Source organism: Streptomyces sp. NPDC002838 (assembly GCF_040295365.1).
Lineage (GTDB): Bacteria > Actinomycetota > Actinomycetes > Streptomycetales > Streptomycetaceae > Streptomyces.
Genome location: NZ_JBEOVF010000008.1, coordinates 97,991 through 116,951, shown reverse-complemented (window position 1 = coordinate 116,951; position 18,961 = coordinate 97,991). Strand labels below are relative to the sequence as shown.

Genomic DNA, 18,961 nt, shown 5'->3' with positions numbered 1-18,961 from the left:
ACGGCGGCGGCGGTGATGTCCGGACCAGGCCCTTCGACCTGCCGGACGCCACCGCCGTCGCCGTATCCATAGCCGTCTCCGTAGCCATACGGTCTGCGCGCGGCGTGGATCGCGCCCCTCACGCCTGTCGTCGCACCAGACGCAGCAGATCCGCGTTGTGTCCGCGCCGCGCCCAGGCGATGAGGGCGAGCGGCACGATCAGGATCAGCGGTGTCGCCGCGTTCTCCCCGTCGAGGGCGGTGAGTGAGACGACGAACGCCCCGACCATGAGCCCGCTCAGCGCCACGGCCGCCACCGACTGCAGCACCGGGATCAACAGCGCGATTCCGCCGGCCAGTTCGAGGACACCGATGGCGTACATCCCCGCGCTGCCCCATCCCATCTTGTCGAAGCCCTCGACGGCCGTGGGGTGCGCGATCAGCTTGGGCAGCGCGCTCGCGATCACATAGAAGAGAGCGAGGAACACCTGCAGGGCGCGCAGGGCGATACGGGCACGGCGACCGCGGGCGGTCGAGGACTCGGCGACGACGGTTCGGGAGGCGGCGGCAGAGCCGGCGGTGACGGAAGCGGTGGTCTCGGACATGAGGGTCTCCTGTGTGAAGCGGTCCGTGGTGCTGTCACAGGGGTGGACCGACGCCGGCTCCGAAACTCATCGCCGTCCGCCAACTCACTTCATTTGCTGGGAGGCGGGCACGGCCCGCACCCAGATCCGGTCCTCCGTCAGGTACTTGTCCACCTTCAGACCCGCCTCCGCCAGCACCTCCTCGAACTGCTCCTTCGTCAGCGGACGGGTCAGGAACGTCTGGGTCCAGGTCGCGTCCGGGAACTCGTACTCCGCGTGCACCGAGTTCACGCCGTCCCCCACCGGCTCCGACGACGCGATCCGCACGGTGTAGCCGCTGGGGTCGACCCGCTCGTGCGGCAGGTTGGTGTGGTAGTCCTCGCCCTCGCGCTGGATGAGCACGCAGCCGTCCTCCGCGACGTGCCGTGCACACGTGCTCAGCCGCGCCTGCCGCTCCTGGACGTCGCCGGTGTGGACAAGGAACGAGGCGAGCAGCACCACGTCGAACCTCTCGCCCAGGTCGAGGTCCTCGATCGTGCTGCGTATCGTGCGCGCTCCGCGGACGCGCTCCAGCATCTCGGCGGACTCGTCCACCGCCGTCACCGTGAACCCCCGCTCCAGCAGCGGGTGGGTCATGCGCCCCACGCCGCTGCCCAGCTCCAGGATGCGCGCGCCCGCCGGTACGGCCGCGGTGATGATGTCCGGTGCGTCCCCTGCGGACAGCCGCGAATAGAGCTCGACCGCACAGCCGTCCGGGGTGATCGGCCCCGGTCCCGTCCCCTGATGTCCCGCTCGCATTTTCAGCTCCATGCCCGTCCAACGGACGGCACCCGCACGCCAGTTCCAGCATGGCTGCGGTTCAGCCGTCCGAGTGACAGCGGGCAGCCCGGCCCTCATACCCGGCCCCGGGCCCGCATCCGGATCCCAGCGCCTCACAGCGGAAACCAGCCGTGCCCGATGTACCAGTGGCCACCCGCCCGCAGATGGTCGCCGACGGCCCGCTCCACAGAGGTGCGCCGCGGCAGGCTCTCCACGGGCACTTCCGGGTCTCCGAAGACGAACTGGACCGGCTCGGTGTCCGACGGCTCCGTGTCCTCGCGGCCGATCCGGAAGCGTTCCTGGAACCGGACGACGTTGGAGTCCGCGGGCAGATACCGCTTCAACTGAGGGTCGAGCAGCCAGGAGTGGCAGAGGGCAGCGCGGTACTTCTCCTCGGGGTAGTGCCGCGCGAAGAACTCGCCGGCCAGCGCCAGCGAGCGGTCGCAGGCGGCCGGTGACAGCGGGCCGAGGAAGTCGGGGATGTGGAGGTTCAGGCAGGGCGTGCCGGGGGCCACGTCCAGCCCGGCCGCCGCGAGCGCCCGTCCCGTACGCTCTCCGAGCCGCGCCCGCTCGAACTGCAGCCGACCCAACTGGTACAGCTCGCCCCGGAAGTGGTGGGTGAGCCAGCGCGGCGCCTGCACGCCTGCCCTGCCGTGGCGCCTGCGGTGCACGGCCATGTTCCGCCCGAGGTCGGCAAGGGTGCGCCGGGACACGTCGGCCGGTATGCCGCGCTGCCGGTGATACGCGCGGGTGTGGGGCAGCGCCGCCACGAACACGTACGCGGGGAAGCAGCGCCGCAGGGCGCCCGAGGCCCAGTCGAGCTCGGGCAGGTCGACCGCGCCGCCGATCTCCCCCATTGCCCGGACGAGCTCCTCGACCGACGCCTCGAGGAACCGCAGCAGCTCCGGGTCGTCCGTGACCCGCCGGCCCATCCGTACGAGTTCGTTGATGTCGTCGTGCGGTACCGCGAGGTCGAGCAGCACCTCGGCCAGCTCATCGGCATCCGGAAGCACGCGGGGACCCCCTGTTCGGACCCTTTGGTGAACGTCCGCTCCGAAGGGTACGTTGCAAAAGAGGAGTGATGATCCCGATGCGTACGGGCAGTGAGCCGACGACCGCGCGCAGTGCGCTGCGGATGCGCTTCTGGCTGAGCGTGTGGGGGCTGATCTGGACGACCTTCGGCACGATCGCCTTCACGCTCGCCGGGCGCCCCGGCTGGGCGATCGCCTGCGGGGTGCTGTGGCTGGTGATCACCGTCGACATGACGCTGATCCTGCGGCACATCCGCCAGGGCCCGCACTACCAGCCGGGCCGCGACGTCCCGCCGTATCGCCCGCCGGACAACCGTCGCCCGTGACGGGCGGCTCACGCGTCGAAGCGCGCCGCCTGCAGGAACTCCGGTTTCGGATCCAGCGCCGCCGCCAGCCGGAAGTGACGCCTGGCCTGGTCGTGGCGCCCCTGGCGCTCATAGGTCCGGGCGAGCGCGAAGTGCGCGAACGCGTTGTCCGGCTCGCGCTCCAGGACGATGGTGAACTCGAGTTCCGCGGGCCGCAGTTGCGCGGCCGCGAAGAAGGCACGCGCGCGCAGCAGCCGTGCGGCGGTGTTCTCCGGGTGGGCGGCGACGACTGGGTCGAGCAGCTTCACCGCGCCCCGCGGATCCCGTGCGGCGAGCAACTGCTCGGCGGCACGGAAGTCGATGACATGCGTCTCGGGAGTACGTCCGGTCGAACCGCTGATCTCGGGCACGGCAAAGTCCTTCCCTTACTGGACGGGTTCAACGCCCGGACGGGGGGCCGCTATTCCTGGGGCTCCCGTGACGGTGTTCCCTGGGTCGCGCGGGCTCTGCGGACGAGATCGGCCCAGACGTCCTTCACGCGCCGCCGGAGCTCTTCCAGGGGTACGTCGTTGTCGATGACGATGTCCGCGATCTCCAGGCGCTTCTCGCGCGTCGCCTGGGCGGCCATGCGCGCGCGGGCGTCCGCCTCGGTCATGCCGCGCAGCCGGACCAGCCGGTCGAGCTGGGTCTCGGGACTCGCGTCGACGACCACCACGACGTCGTACAGCGGGGCCAGGCCGTTCTCCGTGAGGAGCGGGACGTCGTGGACGACGACGGCGTCCTTGGCGGCGGCGGTTTCCAGCTCGCGGGAGCGGGCGCCGACCAGGGGGTGCACGATCGCGTTCAGGCGGGCGAGCTTCTCCGGGTCGGCGAAGACGATCGAGCCCAGCTTGGGCCGGTCCAGGCTGCCGTCGGCGGCCAGGACCTCCTCGCCGAAGGCCTCGACGACCGCGGCGAGGCCGGGCTTCCCCGGCGCGACGACCTCGCGTGCGATGCGATCCGCGTCGATCAGCACGGCTCCGCACTCGACGAGCAGCCGCGACACCTCGCTCTTGCCGGCGCCGATACCCCCGGTCAACCCCACTTTCAGCATGACCGGAAGCTTAGGGCCTGCCACCGACAACGCACCCGCTGACTCCGGCAGGGCTCAGCCGTCCCCTTCCCGTTCCGCCAGGAACCGCTCGAACTCGCGTCCGATCTCGTCCGCCGACGGAATCTCGACCGGCTCGGCGAGCATGTTGCCCCGGGTCTCGGCGCCGGCGGCGGCGTCGTACTGGTGCTCCAGGCCCTGGACAAGCGCGACGAGCTCCTCGTCGCCCTCCTGGATCTGCCGGTCGATCTCGGTCTGCGTGCGGTAGGCGTCCGTGCGCAGGGCGTGGGCGATGCCGGGCAGGACCAGGCCGGTCGCCGCCGTGATGGCTTCCAGGACGGTCAGCGCCGCGTCCGGGTACGGCGAGCGGGCGATGTAGTGCGGCACGTGCGCGGCGACGCCCAGGACGTCGTGTCCGGCCTCCATGAGGCGGTACTCGACCAGCGCCTCCGCGCTGCCGGGCACCTGGGCCTCCTCGAAGGGGCTGCGGTGGCCGGGCACGAGGTCGTTGCGGTTGCCGTGCGGGGTGAGGCCCACCGGGCGGGTGTGCGGGACGCCCATGGGAATGCCATGGAAGTTCACCGACAGGCGGACGCCGAGCCGCTCCACGATCTGCTGGACGGCCGCGGCGAAGCGCTCCCATTCCACGTCCGGCTCCGGGCCGGACAGCAGCAGGAAGGGCGCACCGGTGGCGTCCTGCACCAGCCGCACGTCGAGGGTGGGCTCCTCGTACGCGGCCCAGCGGTCGCGCTTGAACGTCAGCAGCGGGCGACGGGCCCGGTAGTCCACGAGCCGGTCGTGGTCGAAGCGCGCGACGACCTGGTGGGGCAGCGAGTCGAGGAGCCGGTCGACGATCTGGTCGCCGGTCTCGCCCGCGTCGATGTATCCGTCGAAGTGGTAGAGCATGACAAGGCTGGCCGACTCCTGGGCGAGCGCCATGTCGACGACGGCGAGGCCCTTCGGCTCCCATGCGTACAAACCCTGCGGATCAAGCACTGTGACCGCTCCTCCTCGTGTTCGTACTGCACAACGCGGTGCAGGGCGTGGGCATTCCCGCCCCACGCCCCTGAACAGGCACCTCTCACTGCCTTTTCATACGTCGCTCCCCTGAGTCACCGAATCGCCGACGTCACCGCGGACGTGAAGGCACCGTGCTGCCAGGCGTCGGTGTAGCTGAGCCAGTCGCCGGCGAAGTACACGCGCCCGGCGGGCTGCGGCACCTTGGCGAGGATGTTGGGCGGCAGCGCGGCGACGCGGTAGCCGGCCTCGACGACCTTCGTACGGCCGCCCTGGGTGTAGGCATGCCGCCGACCGGCTGGAACATCAGCATGGCCTGGTCGAAGCCGAACTCGCCCGACGCCGCTGGCGACTTCGGCTCCCCTCTCCGATCAAATGACCGGGGAAGCCTCCCAATGGCCGGTTACGGCCCAACAGTTACTCGTGCAATACACGTTTGCGCAAGGGACCCGCAGCGCCGGGCGGCGCCCCGCCCCCGCGACAGCAAACGCACTGAGGGCCCGCATCCGAAAAGGATGCGGGCCCTCAGTCAAGAGCTACTGCTCAGTGGGCGTTCAGCTCTGCCCACCCGCCAGCTTCTCCCGCAGTGCGGCCAGCGCCTCGTCCGAGGCCAGCGCGCCGGAGTTGTCCGGGCCCTCGGAGGAGTACGAACCGCCACCACCGGCCGCAGCCGGAGCCGCGGCCTCGCCACCGCCCTCGGCAGCGGCCTTCTCGTCCGCCTCGCGGGACTTGATGACCTGCTGCTGGTGCTGCTCGAAGCGCTGCTGCGCCTCGGCGTACTGGCGCTCCCACTCCTCGCGCTGCTTCTCGTAGCCCTCGAGCCAGTCGTTGGTCTCGGGGTCGAAGCCCTCGGGGTAGATGTAGTTGCCCTGGTCGTCGTACGACGCGGCCATGCCGTACAGGGTCGGGTCGAACTCGACCGAGGCCGGGTCGGTACCGAAGGACTCGTTGGCCTGCTTCAGCGAGAGGCTGATGCGACGGCGCTCGAGGTCGATGTCGATGACCTTGACGAAGATCTCGTCGTTGACCTGGACGACCTGCTCCGGGATCTCCACGTGGCGCTCGGCCAGCTCGGAGATGTGGACCAGACCCTCGATGCCCTCGTCCACGCGGACGAACGCACCGAACGGAACCAGCTTCGTGACCTTGCCGGGCACGACCTGACCGATCTGGTGGGTGCGGGCGAACTGCTGCCACGGGTCTTCCTGGGTCGCCTTCAGCGACAGGGAGACGCGCTCGCGGTCCATGTCGACGTCGAGGACCTCGACGGTGACCTCCTGGCCGACCTCGACAACCTCGGAGGGGTGGTCGATGTGCTTCCAGGACAGCTCGGAGACGTGGACCAGACCGTCGACGCCACCCAGGTCCACGAAGGCACCGAAGTTGACGATCGAGGAGACCACACCGGAACGGACCTGACCCTTCTGCAGGGTCGTGAGGAACGTCTGGCGGACCTCGGACTGGGTCTGCTCCAGCCAGGCACGGCGGGACAGGACCACGTTGTTGCGGTTCTTGTCCAGCTCGATGATCTTGGCCTCGAGCTCCTTGCCCACGTAGGGCTGGAGGTCGCGAACGCGGCGCATCTCGACCAGGGAGGCCGGGAGGAAGCCACGGAGGCCGATGTCGAGGATGAGACCACCCTTGACGACCTCGATGACGGTACCGGTGACGATCCCGTCCTCTTCCTTGATCTTCTCGATGGTGCCCCAGGCGCGCTCGTACTGGGCACGCTTCTTCGAGAGGATCAGTCGGCCTTCCTTGTCCTCCTTCTGGAGAACAAGGGCTTCGATCTCGTCACCGACGGCGACAACCTCGTTCGGGTCGACGTCGTGCTTGATCGAGAGCTCGCGGCTCGGGATAACGCCTTCGGTCTTGTAACCGATGTCGAGCAGGACCTCGTCCCGGTCGACCTTCACGATGACGCCGTCGACGATGTCGCCGTCGTTGAAGTACTTGATCGTCTCGTCGATCGCGGCGAGGAAGGCTTCCTCGTTACCGATGTCGTTGACCGCTACCTGCGGGGTGGTGGCGGTGGTCTCGGTGCTGCTCGTCATGTGGGAAAGGGCTCCGGTACGGACATTGAAGTCGTAGGTACTGCTTTACGCCGGGAGCCCGTTTCGCTCTGAAGAAGCCGGACAGCCAAGGAAGCGCCACAAAAACCACTGGTGGCGCCTCGACAACCGAGGGGACATACAACAGATGCGAGCGCAGCCTGCTACGTCTGAGGTGCGCAGGCCCGCAGCGCAACTTGTAGCATACGGGGGCAGCCGGACAGGGTCAATGCGCGAAGCCGCACACCCGGGGCGGATCGCCGCATACCCGGCACAAGAACTGTCCCTGGAGGCCAAACGGCCACAGGACACCTCCCGCGTGGCACCACCGTGAGGGGTGGCGCCATAAAGGTGACGGAAGAGTATGACGAGGGAGCCGATCATCCAAGAGTCCGTATCGTCCGAACCGGCGCCGGAGCCGGAAGCCACCCGACGTGATGCCGACGTCACGGAGAGCGCCCGGGCCAACCGGGGCTGGTGGGACCGCAACGCGGACGAGTACCAGGTCGAGCACGGCACGTTCCTCGGGGACGACCGTTTCGTGTGGGGCCCCGAGGGGCTCGACGAGGTGGAGGCCGAGCTGCTCGGCCCGCCGGAGGAGCTGAAGGGCAAGGCCGTCCTGGAGATCGGCGCCGGCGCCGCCCAGTGCGCGCGCTGGCTGGCCGCGCAGGGCGCCCGCCCGGTCGCCCTGGACCTCTCCCACCGCCAGCTCCAGCACGCGCTGCGCATCGGCGGGTCGTTCCCCTTGGTGTGCGCCGACGCGGGCGCCCTGCCGTTCGCGGACGAAACCTTCGACCTGGCCTGCTCGGCGTACGGGGCGCTGCCGTTCGTGGCGGATCCGGTGCTGGTGCTGCGGGAGGTGCGGCGGGTGCTGCGGCCGGGCGGGCGTTTCGTCTTCTCGGTCACCCATCCCATCCGCTGGGCCTTCCCCGACGAGCCCGGGCCGGAGGGGCTGTCGGTGTCCGCCTCGTACTTCGACCGCACGCCGTACGTCGAGCAGGACGAGGAGGGTCGCGCGGTCTACGTCGAGCACCACCGGACCCTCGGCGACCGGGTGCGGGACATCGTCACGGCGGGCCTGAGTCTGGTGGACCTGGTCGAGCCGGAGTGGCCGGCCTGGAACAGCGCCGAGTGGGGCGGCTGGTCGCCGCTGCGGGGGAATCTGATCCCGGGGACGGCGATCTTCGTGTGCGTACGAGACTGAGTGCGTGATCCGTTACGACGCCCTCGACGCCCTGCCCGTACGCGGTGCCCTGCCCGGTCTGAACGACGCCCTGGAGGGGCACGGTACCGCCGTGCTCGTCGCGCCGCCCGGCACCGGTAAGACGACGCTGGTGCCGCTGGCGTTGGCGGGCCTCCTGGACGACCGCCCCGCGCGGCGCGTGGTCGTCGCCGAGCCGCGGCGGATCGCGGCGCGGGCGGCGGCACGGCGGATGGCGTGGCTGCTCGGCGAGAAGGTCGGCGACAGCGTCGGCTACACCGTGCGCGGGGAGCGGGTCGTCGGGCGGCACCCGCGCGTGGAGGTCGTCACGACCGGTGTGCTGTTGCAGCGGGTGCAGCGCGACCAGGAGCTGGCGGACGTGGACGTGGTGGTGCTCGACGAGTGCCACGAGCGGCATCTGGACGCGGACACCGTGGCTGCCTTCCTGTGGGACGTACGGCAGACGCTGCGGCCGGAGCTGCGGCTGGTGGCCGCGTCGGCGACGACCGACGCCGAGGGGTGGGCGCGGCTGCTGGGCGGGGCGCCGGTGGTCGAGGCGGAGGGTGTCACGTATCCGGTGGAGGTGGTGTGGGCGCCGCCGGCGCGTCCGGTACGGCCGCCGCACGGGATGCGCGTCGATCCGGCGCTGCTGACGCACCTGGCGTCGGTGGTGCGGCGGGCGCTGGCCGAGCGGGAGGGCGACGTGCTGTGCTTCCTGCCGGGCGTGGGCGAGATCGCGCGGGTCGCCGGGCAGCTCGGGGCTCTGGCGGACTTCGGGGACGTCGAGGTGCTTCAGGTGCACGGGCGGGCGCCGGCGGCCGTGCAGGACGCGGTGCTGGCTCCTGGGAAGCGGCGCCGGGTGGTGCTGGCGACCTCCGTTGCCGAGTCGTCGCTGACGGTTCCCGGGGTGCGGGTGGTCGTCGACTCGGGGCTGGCGCGGGAGCCGCGGGTGGATCACGCGCGCGGGCTGAGCGCGCTGACGACGGTACGGGCCTCGCAGGCGGCGGGGCGGCAGCGGGCGGGGCGCGCCGGGCGTGAGGCGCCGGGCGCGGTGTACCGGTGCTGGGCGGAGGCGGAGGACACGCGTCTGCCGCGTTTTCCGGCGCCGGAGATCAAAGTGGCCGACCTGACCGCGTTCGCCCTGCAGACGGCGTGCTGGGGCGATCCGGAGGCCTCCGGCCTGGCACTGCCGGACGCGCCGCCGGGTGGGGCGATGGGGGCGGCGCGGGGAGTTTTGACGGCGATCGGGGCGGTGGACTCCGCCGGTCGGGCCACTGAGCGGGGTTTGCGGCTTGCTCGGCTGGGGTTGCACCCCCGGCTGGGGCGGGCGTTGCTCGACGCGGCGCCCTTGGTCGGTGCGGAGCGGGCCGCCGAGGTGGTCGCGTTGTTGAGTGAGGAGGCGCCTCGGGAGTACGGGGATGACCTGGCCGCCGCTTTGCGGGCCGCCCGACGCGGGGGTGACGCGTATGGGGCGCGGTGGCGTGGAGAGGTTCGGCGGCTGCGGGCCGTTTCGACAGATCTTTCCCACGCGCCCACCCGTGACGGCGACAGCGCGATCGGCGCCGGGGAGGACGCTGTCGCCGGGCTCGTCGCCGCCCTCGCGTTCCCCGAGCGTGTCGCCAAGGCCGACGGCGGGTCCTACCTCATGGTGTCCGGGACCCGCGCCGAGGCCGGTGACGGTACCGGCCTGCGCGGGGCTCCCTGGGTCGCGGTCGCCGTGGCCGACCGTCCCGTCGGCAAGGGGCACGCGCGTGTGCGGCTCGGGGCGGTCGTCGACGAGGGGATCGCTCGGCTGGCCGGCGGGGCCTTCGTCGAGGAGCGGGACGAGGTCCACTGGGCCGACGGGGACGTCGTCGCGCGGCGCGTCGAGCGGCTGGGGGCCGTCGAGCTGGCGGTACGGCCGCTCACCGACGCGGACGCCGGTCTCGTACGGGAGGCGCTTGTCGAAGGGCTGCGGCGGGAGGGGCTCGGGCTGTTGCGGTGGTCCGCCGAGACCGCCGTACTGAGGCAGCGGCTCGCCTTTTTGCACCTGCGTATCGGGGATCCGTGGCCCGATGTCTCCGACGACGCGCTCCACGCGCGCGTGGAGGAGTGGTTGGAGCCCGAGCTGGGCCGGGCCCGGCGGCGGGCCGATCTCGCGCGGATCGATGCGGGGCAATGTCTGACCCGGCTCCTGCCCTGGGCCTCCGGAGACGCCGCGCGGCTCGACGAGTTCGCCCCGGAGCGGATCACCGTACCGAGTGGGTCCAGAATCCGGATCGACTACGGGAATCCGGAGCAGCCCGTGCTCGCCGTGAAGGTGCAGGAGATGTTCGGGCTGCAGGAGTCGCCCCGGGTCGCCGGGGTGCCACTGCTCGTGCATCTGCTCTCCCCCGCCGGCCGCCCGGCCGCCGTGACCGCCGACCTCGCCTCCTTCTGGAGGGACGGCTACAAGGGCGTACGGGCGGAGCTGCGCGGCCGGTACCCGAAGCATCCGTGGCCCGAGGATCCGGCCGGTGCCGAGCCGACGCGGCACACCAACGCCCGGCTCAGGCGGTGACCGGCTCCGGCTTCGTGGCCTCGGCGGGGGCCGGGTCGCCGCGGTGACGGCTGCGGGCCTCCAGGTAGAGGGAGAGGGACAGCAGCAGGATGCCGAGGGCGAGGAAGCCCCACGGCAGGTAGGACGTCAGCAGCAGGACGAGGGTGCGGTTGGACTTGACCAGGTCCACGGTGTGCTCGATGTAGTCCTCGCGCATCTTCACATGGCCGGCGAACGCCGTCACCTTCTCGCGGCCGCCGAGCAGGGTGCCGCCGCGCAGTTCCTCCTTGTGGATCTCCTCGCCGTAGACCGGGGCGCCGGTCAGCGGTTCGACCCAGAACTTGCGGACGGTGGAGTACCAGCGTGTCGTGCCGGTCTTCGCGACCGACTCGGGGGTGATGCCCGCGACCGGCATGGTCTTGGGGAAGGGCACCTTGGTCCAGGGGATGGTCTGCTCGAAGTAGTAGACCTCGACCCCGCGGAAGTTCTGGGTGCCCTGGTAGTGGATGGGGGCCGTGATCCGGGCCTGCGCGTCGAAGTACTCGTAGTCGCGCTTCTCCGTCAGGAACGGCCACTTGAACTCGATGCCCTGGCGTTTGACGGGGTCGCCGTCGACCATCTCGCCCGTGGCGTTGACGGGTTCCTGGGTGTGGGCGTCGAAGACGTAGCGCTCGGGGATCTTGGAGACCATCTTGCCGTCGGGTCCCTGGACGTAGGACAGACCGTCCCAGACCACGACGTCCCGGCCCGCGGTCTTCTCGATCTTCTCGGAGGCCTCCACGTTGCCCCGGAGGGTCTGCACGATGCTGACCTCGGGGACCTTCCTGGCGCGCATCGTGCCGTAGTCGAGGAGGGTGGCGTCCTTCGCCTCCAGGACCATGTCCTGGTACTGGTGGGCCGGGATCTTGGCGAGGCGCGGGAAGGCGTACCAGCGCAACAGCGGGGACAGCGCCGCGAAGAACACGGCGAGGGCGAGCAGGATCAGACTGGCCTTGCGGCGCATCTCGGCCTCCCTCCCGGGTGGTTACGGGTGTGCGGGCACCGTCGTCAGCAGCGGCTTCGGGGACGTCTCGCCCGAGGGTGTGCCGAGAGCGGTGAGCGTGAGGACCAGGGCGAGCGCGACGGCGAGACCGGTCGCGGCGGCGATCAGGGCGCGCATGCGGGCCTCCCGAGGGACAGGAACTGATACCTCGTCAGGTCCGGCACCGTAGCAACGGGCGGGTGAGATGAGAACACGTTGCACACACAACGGCGGCGCCCCCCCCGGGGGGGGGGGGCGCCGCCGTCGTCGTACGCAGGACTACTGCGAAGGACTACTGGCCGTGGGGCTGGCCGACGGGCTCGGCGGCGACGACGTCTCGGCCGCTTCCACGGTCAGCGGGACCGTGAGCGTCGCTCCGCCCGCCGCCTCGATGCGGAGCAGGAACGTGCCGGTGGTGTCGTCCGCGTACAGCTTCGGCAGCTTCAACAGGCCGTTCTCGTCCGTCTCCAGGCTCTTCAGGGTGCGGATCGGCTTGCCGTCCGCGTCCTTGAAGTAGGGGCCCTTGTCGTTCTCGGACGGGTCGAGCACGGACTTGATGAGCGTGGCGGTGACCGCGACCTTGTCCGCGGCCTCGCCCTGGTACGTCGCCTTCACCTCGACCTGCTCGGCGAACTCTTCGCCGGCCTTGCAGGTGAGCGCGGTGGTGCTGGTGCGGGTGAGGGCGGCGGCCACGCGTTCGGTGACGGTGGCCTTGTAGTCGAGGCCACTGACCATGCGGCCGACGACGGTGGCGCGGACGGTGAAGTCGCCCGTCTTCTCGCCCGCCTTCAGCGCGGGCGCTACGGCCACGCCGGTGCTGTTGGTGACGACCGTGGCGACCCTCTCGCCGCTGGTGAAGGTGGTGTCGGTGTCGCCGATGACGGTGAACCGGATGCGGACCTTGGCGACGGCCGCGCCTGCCTTGGTCTCGGCACGGGTGCTGATCTTCCGGGTGAACGCGTCGCCCGCGATCGCGGTGAGCTTGGCGGTGCCGGCGTCCTCCAGGTGGTCCACCGTGTCGGTGGGGGTCTGGGGGGTGCCCGAGGGCGGGGTCGGCGGCTTCGGCGTGCTGGGCGGAGACGACACGGGCGGCTTCGGGCTCTGGGAACCGCCACCGGGCTTGCCGGGCGTGCTGGGCTTGCTGGGCGGCGTGTTGGAGGCCGGGGGCGACGGCTTGGGGTTCGCCCTGTTGCCGCCGTTGCTGCGGTTGTCCTCGTCGGGCACGGTGCCGGTGCCGTCGGGGATCTCGCGGATGCCCTTGCGGTAGTACTCCAGCCACGACAGGACCGTGTTCAGGTAGTCCTGCGAGTTGTTGTAGCTGAGGATCGCGCTGTTGAGGTCGGCCTGCGTGGACAGGTCCCAGCCGTAGCGGCACAGGTAGTGGCCGGCCGAGAGCGCGGCGTCGTAGATGTTGTTGGGGTCCTCGGTGCCGTCGCCGTTGCCGTCGCGGCCCGCCCACGCCCAGGTGGACGGGATGAACTGCATGGGGCCGACGGCCTGGTCGTACGTGCTGTTGCCGTCGTACGCGCCGTCGTCGGTGTCCCTGATGAGCGCGAAGCCGTTGCCGTCGAGCTGCGGGCCGAGGATCGGGGAGGTCGTGGTGCCGTCGGCGTTGACGCGGCCGCCGCGGGCCTGGCCCGACTCGACCTTGCCGATGGCGGCGAGGAGCTGCCAGGGCAGGTTGCAGCCGGGCTTGGCCGACCGCAGTTCGGCCGCGGCCTTCTTGTAGGCGTCGAGGACGGTGGCGGGGATGCCCGCCTCGGCCTCGCCCGGGGATGCGGGTGTGCCGTCGGCGGTCGGCAAGGGGCTCGGGGTGTTCAGCGGCGGCAGGTCCGTGTAGTACGGCGAGTTGCCGGTCGCGCCGCCGCCGTCCTCGGCGGTCGCGTCGGGTGCGGTCTCGGCGCCGGTGGTGGCCGGTCTGTTCTGGTCGTCGGCCGTCACCCCCGGAGCCTGGGAGGCGGACAGGGCCGCGACCGCGGCTGCGGCCACGGCGGTGGTCGCCGCTCCCTTGCGCAGCCTCCTACCGAATTGCGCCGCCATAAATGGAACCCCTCCCGTGGACGCCCGAGCGCCCGTCTCTGTCTGTGTTCGACGTCTGTGCTCGACCTGTTGTGACGATCGCATCGCACTGGGGGTTGCCCCCCGTGCCGCGCTTCGGCGTTCTGTTCGCTGTCTACCGCTTCGACGACCGCGCTTTCCGGCGCGGTGACCCAGGCGACCCTACGACAACTTCCTTTGCTCGGGCACCCGTTCGTGCCCGATTTTCACCGATTGGCCATGTCGGATCGGGGCCGGGTCGCATCGCTCATACTGAACGGTATTAAAGAACCCGGTCGACCGCGGGCCCAACGTCCGTCGCGAGGAGCTTCGTTGCCGTTCACCCTGAGCCATGCGGCGGCCGTCCTGCCCGCCGTGCGCACCGACGGAACCGGCCGGGGGTCGCTGGTGCCGGCCGTACTCGTGGCGGGTTCCTTTGCTCCCGACATGACCTATTACGCGGCGAGTGCGCTGTCCGGGGCGATGGAGTTCGGTGAGTTCACCCATTCCTTCCCGGGCGTTCTCACCGTCGATGTGCTGGTCGCCTGGGCACTGGTGGGGTTGTGGCTGCTGGTCCGCGAGCCGCTGGTGGCGCTGCTGCCGCGGGCGTGGCAGGGCCGGGTGGCAGCGCTGCTGCGCTGCGGGGCGCCACACGCGCGCGTACGGCCCGTTTTGGTGGTGTGGTGGTACGTCTCCGCCGCAGTCGGCGCGCTGACCCACGTCGTGTGGGACGCGTTCACGCACCTCGACCGGTGGGGGATGCGGCTGTTTCCCGTCCTGGGGCGGGAGGTGGCCGGCTCTCCTTTGTACTGGTACCTGCAGTACGGCGGTTCGGCGGTGGCCGCGGTCGTGATCGCCGTGTTCGTGGCACACGCGCTACGGCGGGCACCCGCGGGCGAGCCGGTGGGGGTTCCGGTGTTGTCCGTACGGGACCGGTGGTGGGCCGGGGCCGTGATCGGCGGCTGTGCGGTGGTCGCGGCGGCGCAGCGGGCGACGCGGTGGTGGGAGTACGGGGGGTCCACCGCGAAGCCCTGGGAACTGATCCCGACGCTTTGCTTCGGGGCGGGCGCGGGACTCGTCCTGGGCGTGCTGCTGTACGCCGCGCGGGTCAGGGTGTGGCGTCCGGCCCCGGTCCCCGACGGTTCGGGCGCGGACGGGGAGCGGCAGAGCCGTCCCGCTGCCCGCTGAGGGGGCCGGCGGGGGCGATGAACACCGTGAAGGTGGGCATCGGACGTGAGCGGGGCAGCAGGGTGAGGACCGGGGCGAGCGCTGCGCTCGCATGGCGCAGGGCTGTCGCCAGCTCGGTGGGGATGCGGGCCTTACCGGCTGCGGCGGCCCGGCGCAGGGCGGCTGCCAGGTCCGGAGGGATGCGAGCCGCGCCGGCCGCGGCGGCCCGGCGCAGGGTTGCCGCCAGGTCCGGAGGGATGCGTGCCGCGCCGATTGTGGTTGCTTGGCGTAGGACTGTCGCCGGGTCGGTGGGGATGCGGGCGGTGCTTGCGGCGGCTGTGAAGGCCGGGACCGGGCGGGGCCGGGTGGACGGGGCCGATGCGGTGTGCGCCTGTGCCTGCGTCCGTGCGCGGGCCGTCCGGCGGCGGAGCATGCGTATACCCATGCCCGCATCTTGACGGGCGGGGGCGGCGGGGGGCGTTTTCGCGGGGGCCACGTGGGTGACGGGTCCCTCCGGGGGTTGGGCGGGGTTGTGCGGGGTGGGTGGTTGTGCGGGGTGGGTGGTTGTGCGGGGTGGGTGCGTGTGCGGGAGGGTGCGTGTGCGGGATGGGTGCGTGTGCGGCGGGGTTCCGGGCGGTTCGGCACCGCCGAAGGGGCCGTGGGGGTTGCTCGCCGTTGCGGCGGAGATTCTGCGCCGAGAGCGGCTTCTGAGCCGACCGCCCCTCACACCGGCCGGGCTCTGAACCGGGTGCCCTCGTATCCGCCGGGCCCTGAGCCGACCTCATAGACGCCGGGCCCTGCCTCACACACGCCGAGCCGCTGGGCGGCCGACCTGGTACACGCCGAGCCCTGAGCGGTTGCCCCCCCACCCGTCGAAGCCCTGGGCGGTCGCCCCTCACACCCGCCGAGCCATGAGCTGGCCGACCTCACACACGTCGAACTCTGAGCCGTCCCCGTCACACCCGCCGAGCCATGAGCTGGCCGGCCCTCTTGCCGCCGAGCCCCGAGCAGCCAACCCTCACACCGGCCGAACCCTGAACCGACCGCCCCCTCGTGCCGGCCAAGCTCTGCGCCAAGCAGATCCGCCGCCACCGCGATGGAGGGTCCGCTGCTGGGCCGCATGCCGCGGACGGGCCCTCCGCCGGATCGCCGGAGGCTAGGGCCTGTCCGGCGGATCATGCCGCGGACGCGGGGTCTGGCACGCCCATCTGCCGCGTTGTCGTCACTCGCCGACTCCCCCCTCGCGTCGACTCCCTCCTCCGCCTCGCAGCTGGACGCACCAGACCCCGCTCACCAGCGTTGACGGGGGCGCCGCCGATTTCCTGCGACCTGATCCGCCGGACAGCACACCTAGTGCGCTGCCGACTCCCAGTCCGGGCCGGCGCCCACCGAAACGCCGAGGGGGACGCGGAGGTGGACCGCCTTCGCCATTTCGCGGCGGACCAGTTCCTCAGCGGTCGCGCGTTCGCCGGGGGCGATCTCCAGGACGATTTCGTCGTGGACCTGGAGGAGCATGCGGGACTTCAGGTCCGCCTCCCGCAGCGCCCGGTCCACGTTCAGCATCGCGATCTTGACGATGTCCGCGGCCGTGCCCTGGATGGGCGCGTTCAGGGCCATGCGCTCGGCCGCCTCACGGCGCTGGCGGTTGTCGCTGTTGAGGTCGGGCAGGTAGCGGCGGCGCCCGAAGAGCGTCGCCGTGTAGCCCGTGGATCGCGCCTCGTCGACGGCCCGGCGCAGATAGTCCCGTACGCCGCCGAAACGCTCGAAGTACGCGTCCATCAGGGCGCGGGCCTCCGCCGCCTCGATGTTCAGCTGCTGGGAGAGGCCGAAGGCCGACAGACCGTAGGCCAGGCCGTACGACATCGCCTTGATCTTGCGTCGCATCTCCGCGTCCACGCCGGCGGGCTCGACGGAGAACACCTGCGCGGCCGCGGTCGTGTGCAGGTCCTCACCCGAGGTGAACGCCTCGATGAGGCCCGCGTCCTCGGACAGGTGGGCCATCACGCGCAGTTCGATCTGGCTGTAGTCCGCCGTCATCAGGGACTCGAAGCCGTCGCCGACCACGAAGCCGCGGCGGATCGCCCGGCCCTCGTCCGTGCGGACCGGGATGTTCTGGAGGTTCGGGTCCGTGGACGACAGGCGGCCCGTCGCGGCGACCGTCTGGTTGAACGTGGTGTGGATACGGCCGTCCGCCGCGACCGTCTTGATCAGGCCCTCGACGGTGACGCGCAGCTTCGCCTGCTCACGGTGGCGAAGCATGATCACCGGCAGTTCGTTGTCCGTCTGGGTGGCCAGCCAGGCAAGGGCGTCGGCGTCCGTGGTGTAGCCGGTCTTGGTGCGCTTGGTCTTGGGCAGGGCCAGCTCACCGAAGAGGACCTCCTGGAGCTGCTTGGGCGAGCCCAGGTTGAACTCGTGTCCGGCCGCCGCGTGCGCCTCCTTCACGGCCTGCTGCACGGCGCCCGCGAACATCTGCTCCATGGCCTCCAGATGGGCCCGGTCGGCCGCGATACCGTGCCGCTCCATCCGGGCCAGGAGGGCGGAGGTGGGCAGCTCCACGTCCCTCAGCAGGTCCGCCGCGCCGACCTCCTGCAGGCGGCCCTCGAAGGCCTCGCCCAGGTCGAGGACCGCGCGGGCCTGGATCATCAGCGCCTCGGCCTCCGCGCCGTCGTCCGCGCCGAAGGCCAGCTGGCCGTCGGCCGCCGCGGCGGGGACCAGCTCGCGGTGCAGGTACTCCAGAGACAGGGCGTCCAGGTCGAAGGAGCGGCGGCCCGGCTTGACCAGGTAGGCGGCCAGTGCCGTGTCCATGGAGACACCGGCCACGCTCCAGCCGTGCTCGGCGAAGACGCGCATCGCGCCCTTGGCGTTGTGGAAGACCTTGGGGCGGCCCGCGTCCGCCAGCCAGGCCGCGAACGCCTTCTCGTCCGTCTCGTCCAGCTGGGACGGGTCGAACCAGGCGGCCGCGCCATCGGGTGCGGCCAGCGCGACCTCGGCGACCGAGCCCGTGCCGAGCGCCCAGGCGTCGACCGTGGCCACGCCGAGGACCTCGCCGGCGTGCTCGGTGAGCCACGGGGCCAGCTCGCCCGTGGCGAGGACCTTGCCGTCCAGCTGGACGCCGTCCGTCGTGATCGGCGTCGCTTCGGCCTCCTCGGCGCCGGGGTCGACGGCGAAGAGCCGCTCGCGCAGGGACGGGTTGCGGATCTCCAGGGTGTCCAGGACCATCGCGACGGCCTTGCGGTCGTACGCGGCCCGCTCCAGGTCGGTGACCGTCTTGGGCAGCTCCACCCGCCGCTCCAGCTCCGTGAGCCGACGGTTGAGCTTGACCGCCTCCAGGTGATCTCGAAGGTTCTGCCCGGCCTTGCCCTTGACCTCGTCGACACGCTCGACCAGCTCCGCGAAGGATCCGAACTGGTTGATCCACTTCGCGGCCGTCTTCTCGCCGACGCCCGGGATGCCCGGCAGGTTGTCCGACGGGTCGCCGCGCAGGGCCGCGAAGTCCGGGTACTGCGACGGCGTCAACCCGTACTTCTCGAAGACCTTCTCCGGGGTGAAGCGGGTCAGCTCGGAGACGCCCTTCGTCGGATACAGCACCGTCGTGTGCTCGCTGACCAACTGGAAGGAGTCGCGGTCGCCGGTGACGATCAGCACATCGAAGCCCTCGGCCTCGGCCTGCGTGGCGAGCGTGGCGATGACGTCGTCCGCCTCGAAACCGTCGACCGCGAAGCGCTGGGCGTGCATCGCGTCGAGCAACTCCCCGATCAGCTCGACCTGGCCCTTGAACTCGTCCGGGGTCTTGGAACGGTTCGCCTTGTACTCCGTGAACTCCTCGGAGCGCCAGGTCTTGCGGGAGACGTCGAAGGCCACCGCGAAGTGCGTGGGCGCCTCGTCGCGCAGGGTGTTGGCCAGCATCGACGCGAAGCCGTAGATCGCGTTCGTCGGCTGGCCCGTCGCGGTCGTGAAGTTCTCCGCGGGCAGCGCGAAGAACGCGCGGTAGGCCAGCGAGTGCCCGTCCATGAGCATCAGGCGGGGCCGGTCGGCGCCGGAGGTGTTCTCGGTCTTCTTCGATGCTGTTTCTGCCACGCCCCCGATCCTGCCACGCCCCACTGACAGTCGGACCCGCCCTCCATCGACGGCCACATTCGAGG

The 18,961-nt window shown here is 71.2% G+C and carries 16 protein-coding genes and 1 pseudogene; 4 read left to right on the top strand and 13 right to left on the bottom strand.

Annotated features, from left to right (window positions below):
• Positions 1 to 118 precede the first annotated feature (118 nt).
• The 3 genes from ABT063_RS13435 to ABT063_RS13425 form a co-directional block, all read right to left on the bottom strand.
• On the bottom strand, positions 119 to 583 hold the full coding sequence (locus ABT063_RS13435; protein WP_351057406.1) for a DoxX family protein: 465 nt from the start codon (positions 581 to 583) through the stop codon (positions 119 to 121).
• Between the two features lie 84 nt (positions 584 to 667).
• Entirely contained in the window at positions 668 to 1,360 is a 693-nt protein-coding gene (locus tag ABT063_RS13430; RefSeq protein ID WP_351057405.1) for a class I SAM-dependent methyltransferase, read from the bottom strand.
• A 134-nt stretch (positions 1,361 to 1,494) separates the two neighbouring features.
• Entirely contained in the window at positions 1,495 to 2,394 is a 900-nt protein-coding gene (locus ABT063_RS13425) for an acyltransferase domain-containing protein (protein ID WP_351057404.1), read from the bottom strand.
• A gap of 68 nt (positions 2,395 to 2,462) precedes the next feature.
• Here ABT063_RS13425 and ABT063_RS13420 point away from each other — a divergent pair, with 68 nt between their 5' ends.
• Positions 2,463 to 2,738 carry a DUF6343 family protein gene (locus ABT063_RS13420; RefSeq protein WP_351057403.1) on the top strand — a complete coding sequence of 92 codons (276 nt, stop codon included), beginning with the start codon at positions 2,463 to 2,465 and terminating at the stop codon, positions 2,736 to 2,738.
• Between the two features lie 8 nt (positions 2,739 to 2,746).
• Here the strand turns inward: ABT063_RS13420 and ABT063_RS13415 are convergent, their stop codons facing one another.
• The 5 genes and pseudogenes from ABT063_RS13415 to rpsA form a co-directional block, all read right to left on the bottom strand.
• Positions 2,747 to 3,127, bottom strand: a complete 381-nt coding sequence (locus ABT063_RS13415; RefSeq protein WP_095750091.1) for a tetratricopeptide repeat protein — start codon at positions 3,125 to 3,127, stop codon at positions 2,747 to 2,749.
• 50 nt (positions 3,128 to 3,177) lie between these two features.
• On the bottom strand, positions 3,178 to 3,810 hold the full coding sequence (gene coaE, locus ABT063_RS13410; protein WP_351057402.1) for a dephospho-CoA kinase: 633 nt from the start codon (positions 3,808 to 3,810) through the stop codon (positions 3,178 to 3,180).
• 54 nt (positions 3,811 to 3,864) lie between these two features.
• Complete coding sequence (locus ABT063_RS13405) at positions 3,865 to 4,803, bottom strand: PAC2 family protein (RefSeq protein ID WP_351057401.1); 939 nt, start codon at positions 4,801 to 4,803, stop codon at positions 3,865 to 3,867.
• 116 nt (positions 4,804 to 4,919) lie between these two features.
• Positions 4,920 to 5,021, bottom strand: a pseudogene (locus tag ABT063_RS13400) (FAD-dependent oxidoreductase); the annotation flags it as partial.
• A 357-nt stretch (positions 5,022 to 5,378) separates the two neighbouring features.
• Positions 5,379 to 6,878 carry a 30S ribosomal protein S1 gene (gene rpsA / locus ABT063_RS13395; protein ID WP_351057399.1) on the bottom strand — a complete coding sequence of 500 codons (1,500 nt, stop codon included), beginning with the start codon at positions 6,876 to 6,878 and terminating at the stop codon, positions 5,379 to 5,381.
• Between the two features lie 361 nt (positions 6,879 to 7,239).
• Here rpsA and ABT063_RS13390 point away from each other — a divergent pair, with 361 nt between their 5' ends.
• Together ABT063_RS13390 and hrpB are read left to right on the top strand one after the other, a co-directional pair.
• On the top strand, positions 7,240 to 8,079 hold the full coding sequence (locus ABT063_RS13390; RefSeq protein ID WP_351057398.1) for a class I SAM-dependent methyltransferase: 840 nt from the start codon (positions 7,240 to 7,242) through the stop codon (positions 8,077 to 8,079).
• Between the two features lie 4 nt (positions 8,080 to 8,083).
• Positions 8,084 to 10,615 carry an ATP-dependent helicase HrpB gene (gene hrpB / locus ABT063_RS13385; RefSeq protein ID WP_351057397.1) on the top strand — a complete coding sequence of 844 codons (2,532 nt, stop codon included), beginning with the start codon at positions 8,084 to 8,086 and terminating at the stop codon, positions 10,613 to 10,615.
• Here hrpB and pgfA read toward each other — a convergent pair.
• The 3 genes from pgfA to ABT063_RS13370 form a co-directional block, all read right to left on the bottom strand.
• Positions 10,605 to 11,597 carry a cell envelope lipid trafficking protein PgfA gene (pgfA, locus tag ABT063_RS13380; protein WP_351057396.1) on the bottom strand — a complete coding sequence of 331 codons (993 nt, stop codon included), beginning with the start codon at positions 11,595 to 11,597 and terminating at the stop codon, positions 10,605 to 10,607. The two genes, hrpB and pgfA, sit on opposite strands and share 11 nt — an antisense overlap.
• 21 nt (positions 11,598 to 11,618) lie before the next feature.
• Positions 11,619 to 11,753, bottom strand: a complete 135-nt coding sequence (locus tag ABT063_RS13375) for an SPW_0924 family protein (RefSeq protein WP_107483783.1) — start codon at positions 11,751 to 11,753, stop codon at positions 11,619 to 11,621.
• A gap of 141 nt (positions 11,754 to 11,894) precedes the next feature.
• Positions 11,895 to 13,655 carry a lytic transglycosylase domain-containing protein gene (locus ABT063_RS13370; RefSeq protein WP_351057395.1) on the bottom strand — a complete coding sequence of 587 codons (1,761 nt, stop codon included), beginning with the start codon at positions 13,653 to 13,655 and terminating at the stop codon, positions 11,895 to 11,897.
• 330 nt (positions 13,656 to 13,985) lie between these two features.
• On the opposite strand from ABT063_RS13370, the gene ABT063_RS13365 reads away from it, so the two are divergent.
• On the top strand, positions 13,986 to 14,840 hold the full coding sequence (locus tag ABT063_RS13365; protein ID WP_351057394.1) for a DUF4184 family protein: 855 nt from the start codon (positions 13,986 to 13,988) through the stop codon (positions 14,838 to 14,840).
• On the opposite strand, the gene ABT063_RS13360 is transcribed toward ABT063_RS13365, so the two are convergent.
• Both ABT063_RS13360 and polA read right to left on the bottom strand, forming a co-directional pair.
• Positions 14,761 to 15,264, bottom strand: a complete 504-nt coding sequence (locus ABT063_RS13360; protein ID WP_351057393.1) for a hypothetical protein — start codon at positions 15,262 to 15,264, stop codon at positions 14,761 to 14,763. The two genes, ABT063_RS13365 and ABT063_RS13360, sit on opposite strands and share 80 nt — an antisense overlap.
• A 905-nt stretch (positions 15,265 to 16,169) precedes the next feature.
• Entirely contained in the window at positions 16,170 to 18,896 is a 2,727-nt protein-coding gene (polA, locus tag ABT063_RS13355) for a DNA polymerase I (protein ID WP_351057392.1), read from the bottom strand.
• Positions 18,897 to 18,961: the final 65 nt, after the last annotated feature.